15 protein-coding genes are annotated in these 12,329 nt (G+C 39.2%); 6 read left to right on the top strand and 9 right to left on the bottom strand.

The genetic code is table 11. The features are described 5' to 3' along the window. Positions 1–12: 12 nt before the first annotated feature. From ABC361_RS08490 to ABC361_RS08475, 4 genes are all read right to left on the bottom strand, one after another. Positions 13–1,014, bottom strand: a complete 1,002-nt coding sequence (locus tag ABC361_RS08490; protein ID WP_413073576.1) for a TAXI family TRAP transporter solute-binding subunit — start codon at positions 1,012–1,014, stop codon at positions 13–15. Between the two features lie 222 nt (positions 1,015–1,236). Next, complete coding sequence (gene fur, locus ABC361_RS08485; protein ID WP_413073575.1) at positions 1,237–1,722, bottom strand: ferric iron uptake transcriptional regulator; 486 nt, start codon at positions 1,720–1,722, stop codon at positions 1,237–1,239. A 117-nt stretch (positions 1,723–1,839) separates the two neighbouring features. After that, entirely contained in the window at positions 1,840–2,481 is a 642-nt protein-coding gene (gene spoIIM, locus ABC361_RS08480; RefSeq protein WP_413073574.1) for a stage II sporulation protein M, read from the bottom strand. A 50-nt stretch (positions 2,482–2,531) separates the two neighbouring features. Further along, positions 2,532–3,074 (bottom strand): NUDIX hydrolase, encoded by a 543-nt coding sequence (locus ABC361_RS08475; protein WP_413073573.1) that lies wholly within the window; start codon positions 3,072–3,074, stop codon positions 2,532–2,534. Between the two features lie 75 nt (positions 3,075–3,149). Between ABC361_RS08475 and mciZ the strand changes: the two genes are divergently transcribed. Further along, positions 3,150–3,314, top strand: coding sequence for a Z-ring formation inhibitor MciZ (mciZ, locus tag ABC361_RS08470; RefSeq protein ID WP_413073572.1), 165 nt, complete (start codon positions 3,150–3,152; stop codon positions 3,312–3,314). Here the strand turns inward: mciZ and ABC361_RS08465 are convergent. Continuing rightward, positions 3,307–3,837 carry a TlpA family protein disulfide reductase gene (locus tag ABC361_RS08465; protein WP_413073571.1) on the bottom strand — a complete coding sequence of 177 codons (531 nt, stop codon included), beginning with the start codon at positions 3,835–3,837 and terminating at the stop codon, positions 3,307–3,309. The genes mciZ and ABC361_RS08465 overlap by 8 nt on opposite strands. A gap of 86 nt (positions 3,838–3,923) precedes the next feature. On the opposite strand from ABC361_RS08465, the gene ABC361_RS08460 reads away from it, so the two are divergent. After that, complete coding sequence (locus ABC361_RS08460; RefSeq protein ID WP_413073570.1) at positions 3,924–4,757, top strand: undecaprenyl-diphosphate phosphatase; 834 nt, start codon at positions 3,924–3,926, stop codon at positions 4,755–4,757. A 25-nt stretch (positions 4,758–4,782) separates the two neighbouring features. Here ABC361_RS08460 and ABC361_RS08455 read toward each other — a convergent pair whose 3' ends face one another. The 3 genes from ABC361_RS08455 to ABC361_RS08445 form a co-directional block, all read right to left on the bottom strand. Next, positions 4,783–5,904: a 2,3-diketo-5-methylthiopentyl-1-phosphate enolase gene (locus tag ABC361_RS08455; protein WP_413073569.1), complete on the bottom strand. Its 1,122-nt coding sequence runs from the start codon at positions 5,902–5,904 to the stop codon at positions 4,783–4,785. Positions 5,905–5,988: 84 nt separating this feature from the next. Then, the gene (locus ABC361_RS08450; protein WP_413073568.1) at positions 5,989–6,555 is read right to left on the bottom strand and encodes a DUF2179 domain-containing protein; all 567 of its coding nucleotides are present in this window, start codon (positions 6,553–6,555) and stop codon (positions 5,989–5,991) included. 151 nt (positions 6,556–6,706) lie between these two features. After that, positions 6,707–7,198: a PTS sugar transporter subunit IIA gene (locus ABC361_RS08445; protein ID WP_413073567.1), complete on the bottom strand. Its 492-nt coding sequence runs from the start codon at positions 7,196–7,198 to the stop codon at positions 6,707–6,709. 204 nt (positions 7,199–7,402) lie between these two features. Here ABC361_RS08445 and ABC361_RS08440 point away from each other — a divergent pair, with 204 nt between their 5' ends. The 4 genes from ABC361_RS08440 to ABC361_RS08425 are packed head-to-tail and all read left to right on the top strand — an operon-like array spanning position 7,403 to position 11,481. Next, the gene (locus tag ABC361_RS08440) at positions 7,403–8,176 is read left to right on the top strand and encodes a carotenoid biosynthesis protein (RefSeq protein ID WP_413073566.1); all 774 of its coding nucleotides are present in this window, start codon (positions 7,403–7,405) and stop codon (positions 8,174–8,176) included. After that, positions 8,173–8,844 (top strand): lysophospholipid acyltransferase family protein, encoded by a 672-nt coding sequence (locus tag ABC361_RS08435; protein ID WP_413073565.1) that lies wholly within the window; start codon positions 8,173–8,175, stop codon positions 8,842–8,844. The genes ABC361_RS08440 and ABC361_RS08435 overlap by 4 nt, the downstream gene beginning before the upstream one ends. A 31-nt stretch (positions 8,845–8,875) precedes the next feature. Further along, a complete protein-coding gene (locus tag ABC361_RS08430; RefSeq protein WP_413073564.1) occupies positions 8,876–9,994 on the top strand; it encodes a glycosyltransferase family 2 protein in 1,119 nt (372 codons plus the stop codon). Beyond that, entirely contained in the window at positions 9,991–11,481 is a 1,491-nt protein-coding gene (locus tag ABC361_RS08425; protein WP_413073563.1) for a phytoene desaturase family protein, read from the top strand. Before ABC361_RS08430 ends, ABC361_RS08425 begins: the two co-directional genes overlap by 4 nt. Before the next feature lie 2 nt (positions 11,482–11,483). Here the strand turns inward: ABC361_RS08425 and ABC361_RS08420 are convergent, their stop codons facing one another. Continuing rightward, positions 11,484–12,320, bottom strand: coding sequence for a phytoene/squalene synthase family protein (locus ABC361_RS08420; RefSeq protein WP_413073562.1), 837 nt, complete (start codon positions 12,318–12,320; stop codon positions 11,484–11,486). Positions 12,321–12,329: the final 9 nt, after the last annotated feature.

Raw genomic sequence — 12,329 nt, 5'->3', positions numbered from 1 at the left:
CCCCCTCTATCTTTAATCAAGCTCTGGTGGAATTAATTCATCTGGTATCTCTACACCTTGTTCAATAAAGTACTCATAAGCACCAATATGAAGCGGAACAGATACGCCAACAAGCGCGGATTCTAACGACATCTCGCGAGCTGAATTATGTACATCATACATCGTCTCTAGATTCTCAAATAATGTCTTTGTTAATAAATAAATCTGCTCTGCTTCTTGATGTTTATCAACACCAAGTACATTTGATTGTGCAATGGTATAAATTGGTTCCTCTTGACGAGGATACGTATTGGCTTCTATTTCATAGCGAAAAAAAACCGGATATACCTCATTAATTGCCTCTAGTTGTTCATCCGTAACGTCTAAAACAGTCGCCCGAACGCCACTAGCATACATATCCGTGATGGCAGTAACCGGTACGCCAGCTGGTAAAGAGCCTCCATCCAATCGCCCATCTCGCATAGATGAAATCGTGTCGTCATAGCCAAGGTAATCAGGTGAAAGATCGTCAATACTCAAACCGATTCCATTAATAAGCGCTCGTGTTGATTGTTCGGTCCCACTAGCCTGTGGTCCGATTGAAAATGACGTTCCTTCCACATCTGATATTGTACCGCTTTGAATTTGACCATTCATTAAAACAAAATGTTCAACATTCGACCATAGCATCGATATAGAGCGCAAATCTTCGTAGGGGCTCCCTTCATAAATGCCAATACCGCGATAAGCTTGATCAGCAATTAACCCTTGTAAGATACCAAATTGCGCTTCCTCTTTTCGAAGCAAGTCAATATTTTCGACCGATCCGGCGGAAGATTGTCCTGTTGCTCTTATCCCTAAGTCCATTAACTCCTCCGTCCAAAGATTTCCCATCCCAACCCCAATCGGGTAATACGTACCTCCTGTTGAAGCAGTTGCTATGGAATAATACGTGTTGTCATCATTTGCACAACCAGCAAACATGAACGTAGCGGCACTCAATGTCATACCCATTAACCAACTTTGTTTTTTCATTCCTGTCACCCCCTTAAATGTAAGCGCTTTAAAAAGTTGTAAGGCAAGTATACAATTTGATAAAAACAAAAAGCAAGCATTATTTTCAGTTAAATTAGAATGATTAGAATTTTATTGATTAAAACGTTCATCCGTACAAACAGCCAAATACTTCTTCCTTATTTACCTAGTTTGAGCTATTCTCATTCTCAATTAACGAAAAAAAACCGCCAAAATTGGCGGTTAAACTTGTTTCGCTAACGTTGGGTCCGTTTCTTTTGTTGAAGCGGGCTGGTCATGACATCTATGACAAATGCCATGAAAGGTTAAACGGTGGTCTTTCACTTTAAAACGAAAGTCTCTTTCAACGATCGTTTCGACTTCGCCTAATAAGTCTTCTTGAATTTCATCCACTGCCCCGCACTCAATACAAACAAGGTGGTGGTGCGAATGGTTAACACCTTCTTGGCGTAAATCAAAGCGCGAAACGCCGTCTCCAAAATTAATTTTATCAACAACTTTTAATTCAGTTAATAACTCTAAAGTACGATAAACAGTTGCTAGGCCAATTTCTGGTGCTTTTTCTTTAACGAGTAAGTATACATCTTCAGCACTTAAATGATCTTCTTCATGCTCTAATAAAACCATGACAGTCGCTTCCCGCTGGGGCGTTAGTTTATAGCTTTGAGCATGTAATTGCTTTTTAATTCGCTCTAATCGATTTTCCATAACAGCCTCCTCCGTCCAAGCGATCTAGTTTCTTTATTATAAAATGGGAGAAAACTGTTGTCAATTAATAATTATTATAAATTGAAAATGAATATTAATTACTATTTTAGACTCATTCTAAAATAGTGATAACGTCCATTTTAAAAGGGCTGGCGCAACATATGCTTCAAAAAAAGCCGCGATAAACGTCAATGCAAGTAGACAAACGATTATCAACGTGTATCTTAGAAAATGAGGAAAAATAGGCTCATGCTGTCCTTTGAGAAAGGTATGTTTAAATAATCGCATACAGAAACGAACGCTTAAACAACCTACCGCAATAAAAACAGGAATTAAAATAATATTTTGTGGGAATACGCTCACAAAAGCAATGACAAATCCTTGCGCGCCCATCTGGTTCACCAGAAATCCTACCGTAAATCCTATTACAATACCTTTCATAAATAGCAGCACAAAGATTAAAGGCAACCCAATCATTGAAATGCCTAAAATCCATAACAATCCAATGTACTTGCTGTAATGAATGATGCTAGCAACGAACAATTCGTTTGCCGTTGTATCAATATGACCATTATTCATTTCATGGAAAAACTGACTTAAATATTGAAAAAGATCGTGACGTTGAGTCAGACTAATGCTATTAACGAGAAACGCTCCGAAAATAATTCCCATTAAGAACAGTATACTAACAAATAAATAGACAGATTTCCGTTGTTTGATGTGGGTAATAATTTGATCTACCGTTTCAATTCGTTTCATAGCCTGTCCCTCCTCCCTTCACTATATGTCGAGGAGGGTGAAGCTATGACTTATAAAATCTTTTCTTTAAGCTTTAAATATTGGATCGCATAAAGCGTCTTCGCATCATGAATTCGTTGCTCTTTTATTAGCGTTTCACATTCAGCCAACGTCTTCGTTACAACATGGACAAATTCGCCTTCGTCAAGCTCTTGCTCTCCGAGTGTTAAGCCAGTTGCTTCGTACACATAGACGATTTCATCTGCAAACCCTGGTGAAGTATAAAACGAGGCAATCTCCTCAAGTTGGTTCGCTTCATAGCCTGTTTCCTCTTTTAATTCTCTAAAAGCTGTCTTGCTCGGTTCTTCATTTTTTTCGATTTTCCCCGCTGGAATTTCAATGATCGGTTTTTCTAATGCTTTTCGAAATTGCTCCACAAGAATGATTTCATTTTTCTCTGTGACAGCAATGATCGCAACAGCTCCTGGATGTTTCACAAGTTCGCGCTTTGCTTGTTCTCCATCTTCTCGCTCCACTGTATCAACGAGTACATCAATCACTTTCCCTTTATAAATCTCGTCACGTTTTATCGTTTTCTCTGAAAAAACTGTCATGATTTTCACGCTCCTTGCATGTCCTATGTATATGTGGGTTTTGTTCGACCTAAAATGATGACGAGGTGAACGATCTTGAAAAAACACATTCGATCAAATCAACTACTTTTAACTGGTACGAAAGAAGATATTTTGTTTGAGTTGAAAAAAGCAGCCATGAACTATACTCTTGTCACGGATTGGATTCTCATGGAGCAATCGTACGTTTACAATACGAAGCATCTAAAGCGAATTAAGTAGTTGATCCTGGTATAGCTTCTTCAATTCGTTCTATTAAAAGATCATTCGTTACTTCACCAATTATAATATCTTGAATCGTTAAACTTGAATCAAGAATGTATGTCATTGGTAAGCGTGAAGGTTCTACTTCTTGAATAAATGCACCGTCTGTATCAAACAGTACAGGTAGTGATAACCCAATTTCTTCTATAAATTCAACTGGGTCCGATGTGCGATATTCCTTCGTCAACATATTGACGGTCACGACTTCAATCTTGTCTTGCTCATCATTTAGTTCCATAAGTTCAGGCATTTCTCTTATACACGGTTCACACCACGATGCCCAAACATTTAAAACAAGCACTTCAGAAGTAAAATCGTTTAACGATACGTCTTCTTGGCCATATTGCTCCATCGTCATATTTGGAATTTGATCATGTTCTTGTAGTGGTCCAGACGTGCGATCTATATTTATTAATACGATGATACCTGCCGTTATTGCAAGCAATAAGGCAATCAGTGTCACCATACGCTTTCGATTCACGTGAACACCTCTTTTCGAGTTTATAAAAGTCTGCTAAAATAAGCTAGTATTGCCCAAGCTTACTTTAATTAGAAGGGAATTGTAAAATGACTTTACTAGAAGCCGTTATATTAGGTTTGGTACAAGGGATTACCGAGTTTCTACCAATCTCTAGTTCCGCTCACCTAATACTTGTTCAATCCATGTTTGATATGACGTTTGAAGGGCTTAGCTTTGAAATCTTGTTGCATTTAGCATCGGTTTTAGCAGTGATCCTTTACTACCGAAAAGATATCTATGAAATTATCCGTGGGTTTTTTGCGTATTTCACGAATCGAACACCTCAAAACCGCTCCATGTTCATGTTTGCTATTTATCTTGTTGTGGCAACAGGTATTACAGGTGTTGCAGGCATTTTGTTTGAAGACTACATAGGCGAAACATTTCGAGCACCAATCTTTATTGCGTTAGCGTTAGCCATTACCGGTCTATTCCTTATTATTATAGAACGTTTTGTTAAACTAGGAAACCGTACGGAAAAAGAAATGACTATTTGGGACTCCATTTTTGTTGGATTAGGACAATGTCTTGCTTTAATTCCCGGTTTATCTCGCTCAGGAACAACGTTGATCGTCGGGATGTTTGCAGGTTTATCCAAAGAAACTGCCGTTAGGTATTCTTTCTTATTATCCATACCTGTTATCCTAGGTTCATCTGTCCTTGCGATTCGCGATTTAACATCTGGCGAACTGCTTGAACAAACTACCGTGACGGCTCTCGGACTTTCGTTTCTTGTAACGTTTGTTGCTTCTTGGATTGGAATTGTCTTTTTTATTAATCTTGTACGAAAAAGCAAACTTGTCTATTTTGCAGTATATTGTTTCATTGTTGCCATTCTCGTTTTTATATTCAGAGATGCTCTAGCAACAACGACCATATAAAAAAAGCGGCGAACGCCGCTTTTTTTTACGTTGACTGGATCGCTTTAATAAACGCTTTTCCTCCAGCCTCTACCCCACCTGTATAGCGATGGACGCTTCCACCTAAGTTTATAATGACTTCTTTTCCAAAATCAGCCTTAACTTGATCAATTGAATTAAAATCAATCCCTGCCGATGGAATCGGAAAAGTCGTTTTCATTTCTAACTTCTGCGTTAACTGCTCTTTTACATGTTGCGCTTCTTCCTCATTAATGCCCATTCGGCCATAAGGAGATGGAAATAAGACAGCATCGGCGCCTGCCATACGCATTAGTTTGCCCAGTAGCAACCTAGATGAGATTCCGTGTTGCTTCGAGCGAATCATCATGCCAGCTAAAGAAGAATGGGCAAAAATTGGTACATCGATCTCTTCATCTTCGCGTAAGCCTTGAAGTACATCAATACCGTAAGCAAAGACATTTAGTAAGATAGCCGGAGCACCTAAACCGATTGCTTCTTTTACTCTTTCTTTTAATTCAAATGTTTTTCCTGTTACGTTCACGACGTAAAGAGGGGTGCGACCAGTTTTTTCAGCGGCTTCTGCAATAGCAGCTAATCCAACTGGCACTCGCTGTTCAAGCGGCGTCCAATCATGTTCAAATAATCGCTCATCATCTTGGATAATATCAATTCCTCCATAGCAATGGCTGAGCATCTGCTCGTGGAAGGAATCTACCGATCGTCCAATTGCACCTTTCGCTACACTCATTGCTAATGGTCGATCATGGACATCGACTAAATCACGAATTCCTTCGATGCCTAGTCTCGGCCCTGGGAATAGCTTAAGTAAGTCATTTGAAAACTGTAAATCAATTAGCTTTACATTAGGCTCATACGAAAGCCGTCCATACGTTGTTGTTAAAATGGAAGGAAAATCAGGAACTTCATACGCAACCGGAAACGAGATCGTAACAAAATATCCTGGTCCATATGCAGCGTCTTCTTTTATGGATACAACTTTCCCTTTATAAGCTAAACTTTGTTGCTTTTCAGATTCAGGCATCTCTTGCCAAGGCTTTGCTGTTAAACCTGTCGCCATTCGCTCAGCTTTTAATTCGATATGTTCTTTTTCTTCCGTTACATAATAAATTGCTTCAATATGCGCCAAATCCCTTTTCCTCCTTGTACCAAAGAATTAGCTTTATCATCCAAAAAAATAAACAAACTGTCAAGATTAAACGCTTCCTGAATTTCAGTTGGCTGAATTCTCTGCCTTCTGTTTTCGCTTTAGATAACGTTCACGTCTTCTTTTCATTGCTTTTGTAATATAACCACCTTTAAAGTTTCGTGGTTCAAAAGAAACGATAAAAGCTGCTGGTTCAAAAGAAGAGACAATTTGAATAAATTCTTTTTCTCGATCTCTTCTCGCTGTACAATCAAGTTGACAACGATTTGAATTCATTCCTTCTACATAAGAACTAGAAACACTAAAACCTAATTCACGCAGTCGATCAATAAGAGGTTGATTCTTCTCTGGAATATTCACTTCTATACTTACATAGCCGATCGCTAATTTTTCTTCAATCAAGGCACCTAAATACAAGCCTACACCAAAACCTAACGCATAAGCTGCCATGTTGTAGTAATTCTCTAAATCACTAAAGATAATGGCAATGGCAACAACATATATAACACCTTCTAGCATTCCCATTGCTGCAGCACGATGCTTTAAGCCTTTGACCATCATAATCGTTCGTAACGTTAAAATTGGTACGTAAATCAATTGTGCAAAAAAGATTATTAAAGCAGTCACTAGCAAAGCCCTTCACCCCTAGATTTATATTTTTCGTGCATGCTGTTTAACCGAATCTTTTCGTAGTTTAACAGGTTCATTCCCATTTCGCTATAAAAAAGTGGTGACAAAAAAAGAAAAAAACAGCGCTGAGATGGAGCTACCATCTCAAACGCTGTTATTTCTTCGTTAACTTAAATAATGGGGATTCGTTTGCAACTACATCACCATCAGCAAGCTTCTCAAGAGAGAACTGATCGTGGTTTGTGACAACGATTGGCGTAATGGTATGGGCCGCTCGTTCTTTGACTAAATCTAAGTCAAATTCAATGATGACATCCCCTGCTTTTACTTTGTCACCTTCTTGTACATGTGCGGTAAAACCTTCACCATTCATAGCTACCGTTTCGAGTCCGATATGAACAAGTAGTTCTGCTCCATTATCAGTCTCAATTCCGAAAGCATGTTTTGTTGGAAACACTTGAACCACTTTTCCATCAATAGGTGCGACAACTTTTCCTTCTTTTGGTTCGATTGCAAGGCCATCACCAATCATCTTTTGACCAAATGTTGGATCTGGAACTTCTTCAATGGCAACAGCCGTTCCGTTGATCGGTGCATGTATTATTTCTGGCTCAACATTGTTTTTTCCAAATAATTTTTTAAACATCTTTCCACTCCCTTTGCATAATGAGTCAAATCTACTCATAAAATCGTATTTTACGTTGATTTAATCGCTTGTGTCAAATCATACTATTCCCTGTTTGCACGGTACTAAACAAATGAACGTTAATCGATTGCAGGCGTTTGTATTTCTTGCAGACAGGGAATAAGCTAAAAGGTTCTATTGAATATTGATTGCTGGAGGTAAATTTTGATTGTAGATCGTATCCTTTTTCGTTTTTTTATTGTGTGGTACCTATGCGGCGTTATTTTAGTAGGCTTTGACTTACTCCCCCCTTGGCTAGAGTGGGCAAATGCTGTCTTCTTACTTGCTGCTGGTGCACTTGGAGGCTTTTATTTATATCGCGAATATAAATTATTTGGCCTTGTGTTTAGTTTTTTCATTATCGTTTCAACCATACTCGTTGAATACTTAGGTGTTCAATACGGACTTTTCTTTGGGCATTATTTTTATAATCCTGATTTTGGACTATACATAGCGGATATTCCGTTAACAATTGGAACCGCATGGCTTATGGTCATTGCGACAACGCATGCACTTGTAAAGCCGATGGTACTAGCTATCAAACAACCGATTGTTCAATTGTTGCTCTATAGTTTCGTTGGTGCCATTGCTGCTGTCGTGATGGACTTAATTCTTGATCCTGTTGCAGCCAATGTCAAACAGTATTGGGTGTGGGATGGAGACGGTCTCTATTACGGAATTCCTTTTTCAAATTTTGTTGGCTGGTTTTTTATCGCTTTAACGCTCCACTTCTTACTATGGATTGGCGTTCGTTTCCTTCGTCGCACAAAGGATTTTCACCCATATTGGCAAGACAGAATGATCGTTTTATATGTGTTAATGATTGCGATGTTTAGCATCATTGCCCTTGTAAATGGCATTATTTTCGCGCCTTTACTTACAATAGGATTAATGAGTATTTTATTATTCTTATACAATCGTGCGCGGAGGCAAACATGATAAAGGCTACACGTAAACCTTGGCTTCTACGTTTGTTTCGCTTTTATGTCCAGCAATTTCTTTTCAAACGATCGTTTTCCAAGGTCTTGATTCAAGTGGATGAACCATTCGAACAAAACCGTCCACTTCTCTTTATTGGCAATCATTCAAGCTGGTGGGATGGAATGGTTGCCTTGCTATTAACGAAGCATCAACTTAAACAGCCACTTTTTATGATGATGTCGGAAGAAGGGTTAAAAAAATACGCCTTCTTTCGTCATTTTGGCGCGTTTTCTATTAATCGTGACAAACCGAAAGAGATGATTCAGTCCCTTCGTTATGCTCAAGAAATTCTAACGAACAACAACAGTGTCTGGGTATTTCCACAAGGTGAGGAACAAGCATTGGAGAAACGACCGCTTGGCTTTTTAAAAGGCATTGGCTGGCTGAGTGACAAAGCTCCGCAGCATACAGATGTGGTTCCGATTACCATTTCCTATGCGTTTGCAGACAAACGGAAACCATATCTCCTCATTCATATTGGAAAAGGGCAAGCAACAAACGCGCTGAATGGAGCAATTGAAGAAAAAACGGCTTTTCTCGAACAATTGCTTACCGCTCAGCTTGATCAGCAAAAACAGGCGATTATTAAGCGAGATTATACATCCTATACCGTTCTTACATTGTAAAACGGGACATAGACGAAAAAAAGGCGGATTTATGTTCACACTTATTCTTATCATTGGACTGAGCTTGCTGTTCTTATGGCTCCTCTTCAATTCTCTTTTCATGCCTATTCTGAGAAAAGACTTTTCCACGGTCAAATCAGGCACCGAACCACTCGTGACCATTCTTGTGCCGTTAAGAAATGAAGAGCATAATGTACAACCCTTAATTGAGAGTTTACGTACGTTGACCTACTCCAAGCTTGAGTTTATTTTCTTAAATGACCAATCAACGGATGAAACCCAGTTATTGTTGGAGAGACATACACGAGGACTCCCCAACGCACGAATAATTCAAGGTGAAAAGCTCCCAGCGCATTGGGTTGGCAAAGTGTTTGCTTGCCATCAATTAAGCAAGCATGCACAAGGTCGATATTTGTTTTTCCTTGATGCAGACATGCACATTCAACCGAGTACCATCGAAGCCTTACTTCATGTTGCGAAGAAAAAAAATCTTGGCTTAATTTCCGGATTTCCACAGTTCCCAGTAAAAGGGACTTCTTGGTTATGTCAACTCCTTGTCCCTATGCAACATTTGATTATTTACTTGCACTTACCTTTATACTTTGCAAATCAAACGCAAATGCCGCTTGCTTCAGCAGCCCACGGCTCGTTCATGTTTTTTTCAAAATCGTGCTACGACCAAATTGGAGGTCACGAAGCCATTTATCGCTCTTTAACAGAAGATATTCAACTAATGCGTAATAGCAAACAAGCTGGATTTGCAACGCAACTTGTAAACAACACTGCGTTTGCTTCTTGTAAAATGTACGACACAACAAATGAAGTTTGGCATGGTTTCGCAAAGAATAGCTTTCCGGGCATTGGGCGCTCCTATTTATTATCCGTGCTGCTAATGCTCTTCTATGCGTTCGTATTTGTTGCGCCACTCTTTGTTGCCTTGTACGGAGTCGTTTCGCTCCAGCTTTATTACATAATCCCATATGTGTTAACTGTTCTTATGATGGCATGGGTCAATTTTTTGTCAAAACAAAGACTAGTATTAAGCTTTTTTATTCCTTTTTCTTCAGCAAGCTTAATTAGTATACTTGTTTACTCCATGTTTCTATCTAAACGTACAGGCTACACGTGGAAAGGAAGAGTCTATAAATGAAATCCATTGCCATTATCGGTGCTGGCTTAGGGGGATTAGCCGCCTCCATTCTTCTTGCTTCAGCAGGCTACCGTGTTGATGTGTATGAAAAAAATCACTACGCCGGTGGAAAAATGAAACGGTATACGGTCGGAGGAGCTCGGTTTGATTTTGGTCCGAACACAATTACGATGCCAAATGCATTTAAAGACATTTTACGTTTAAGTGGCGTAAATCCAGATGAGTATATCGAATTTAGAAAATTAAACACCCACACAATGAATTATTTTTCGGACGGTTCAACATTACTCGCTTCAAGTGACCGAGCGACCATGCTTGAACAACTTCAATCATTTGATGTTCGTCCTGAACAATTTGATCGTTATACACATTCAATTAAGCAACTTTATACCCATGCTGTAAACGAATTTTTCCCACGTACGTTTTCGAGCATACAAGAATTTGCATCACTACGATTGCTTCGTGCCTTTTCAGCTGTTAAGCCGTTTACAACTATGCACCAGTATCACCGTTCCTTTTTTGAAGACCAACGAATTGTTCAAATGTTGGATCGTTACGCAACATACATTGGCTCTTCTCCTTATTTAGCACCGGCAACCTTTTCAATGATCGGCTATTTAGAGTTTTTAGATGGAGTATACTACGTGCCCGGAGGAAATCCAACGATTGCTGAAGCTTTTCAAAGACGAGCGGAAGAACTAGGTGTAACATTTCACTTCAATGAAGAGGTCAGCGAGCTACATGTTAATGACAATAAGACCGTCACGTCCTTGTCAACAAAGTCTGTTTCCAAAAAAGCTTATGATGCCTACTTGTTAAATGGTGACTTTTTAACGGTATATCCAAAACTCGTTGACAAAAAGCACCGCCCTTCTTTTACTGAAAATACAAAAGTGAAGGAACCAACAAGTTCAGCTTTTGTGATTTTGTGCGCGACCAATCAAAAGACAAGTGCTCGCCATTATCACCAAGTTTATTTTAGTAAGGACTACGAGAAAGAATTCCAACAACTATTTTCACAAAAAGCGTATCCATCTGATCCGACTATTTATATTAGCAATTCATCCACATATGATCAAAGCGCTATTTCCAACCAAACGAAAGAAGGAGACAATTTGTTTATTCTTGTGAACGCTCCTTCCTTAACACTTGAAAACCGTGACCTTGACCCAAATCAATTAAAAAACTGGGTGTATGATCAACTAGAGCAGCGCGGGGTCTCTATTAGAGATTTCATTATCGACGATCTAATCATTACACCAAAACAGCTTGAAGAAGAGTTTCATTCGTATTTCGGAGGTCTCTATGGTTATACCTCTCATACACTTATGCAAGCCTTTAATCGACCTTCTACAAAAGGGAAAGACCTCACTAATTTATTTTTTGCTGGAGGGTCAACCCACCCCGGTGGTGGTTCCCCTATGGTCGTTCAAAGTGGAAGAAACGCAGCTAACCTCATAAAAAAAAGCCTAAGATCAACAACATGATCTCAGGCTTTTAGTTCATTAAGAATGAGTTCTTTTTCTGTTTTCGGAACATAGGATTTTTGCGAAAAGACATTGTAGTTATTTACCCGAACTGCTTTTAAAATCGCACGATACATCATGCCCGCACCGTGTACAGGTAACCTTGCATCTAGTGGATACAAGTGCATATCTTTAAACGCCTCTTGATACAACGCTTCTGCTCTTGTGGCAATATGCTCCCACATCTGAATAAACGAATCATCTCGTTTCCCATTTGCTAATTGCTCTTCTGTTACCCCATATTCTCGCATAATCGACTGTGGTACATAAATCCGATCTCGGTTTAAATCTTCACCAATATCTCGTAAAATATTCGTGAGCTGCATCGCTTTACCGAGTGCGACGCCACTACTATATAGCTGCTTATGATTTTTCGGAGCAAGCACCGGTAGCAACATTAAACCAACTGTACTCGCAACATGATAGGAATACTGCTCTACCTCTTCCAACGTCTGATACCTCTTTAAGTACAAGTCCATTCGCTGTCCTTTTATCATATGAAAGAAAGGGGTCGGATCCATCTCAAACTTCTGGAACACATCATCAAGCGCTATCCATTTAGGATCTGTTAATGGCAACTCATTTTTTGTAAAGCGAATAAATGCTTCTTCAAATTTCTCTAATTCAAGTGAAGGTGATTGCCCCTCATCTACAATATCATCAACGGTTCGACAAAAAGCATAAATTGCCCATACCGCTTGTCTTTTTTTAGGTGGTAACGTACTGAAAGCTTTCGCAAACGTCTTAGAATGCTGCTTAATAATGGTATGGCATATTTCGTAAGCGTCTTGTGTATTCATTTCATCCCC

Origin of the sequence: Shouchella phoenicis, assembly GCF_047238345.1 — a bacterium.
Taxonomy (GTDB): domain Bacteria; phylum Bacillota; class Bacilli; order Bacillales; family Bacillaceae_D; genus Shouchella.
This window is presented reverse-complemented; position numbering and strand designations above follow the sequence as displayed.

Excerpts from the sequence above, each read along its gene's own strand:
- spoIIM (WP_413073574.1), bottom strand. The coding sequence starts at position 2,481 with ATGAAACGAATTGAAACGGTAGATCAAATTATTACCCACATCAAACAA.
- fur (WP_413073575.1), bottom strand. The coding sequence starts at position 1,722 with ATGGAAAATCGATTAGAGCGAATTAAAAAGCAATTACATGCTCAAAGC.
- ABC361_RS08490 (WP_413073576.1), bottom strand. The coding sequence starts at position 1,014 with ATGAAAAAACAAAGTTGGTTAATGGGTATGACATTGAGTGCCGCTACG.
- ABC361_RS08435 (WP_413073565.1), top strand. The coding sequence starts at position 8,173 with ATGATAAAGGCTACACGTAAACCTTGGCTTCTACGTTTGTTTCGCTTT.
- ABC361_RS08430 (WP_413073564.1), top strand. The coding sequence starts at position 8,876 with ATGTTCACACTTATTCTTATCATTGGACTGAGCTTGCTGTTCTTATGG.
- ABC361_RS08475 (WP_413073573.1), bottom strand. The coding sequence starts at position 3,074 with ATGACAGTTTTTTCAGAGAAAACGATAAAACGTGACGAGATTTATAAA.
- ABC361_RS08460 (WP_413073570.1), top strand. The coding sequence starts at position 3,924 with ATGACTTTACTAGAAGCCGTTATATTAGGTTTGGTACAAGGGATTACC.
- ABC361_RS08420 (WP_413073562.1), bottom strand. The coding sequence starts at position 12,320 with ATGAATACACAAGACGCTTACGAAATATGCCATACCATTATTAAGCAG.
- ABC361_RS08425 (WP_413073563.1), top strand. The coding sequence starts at position 9,991 with ATGAAATCCATTGCCATTATCGGTGCTGGCTTAGGGGGATTAGCCGCC.
- ABC361_RS08445 (WP_413073567.1), bottom strand. The coding sequence starts at position 7,198 with ATGTTTAAAAAATTATTTGGAAAAAACAATGTTGAGCCAGAAATAATA.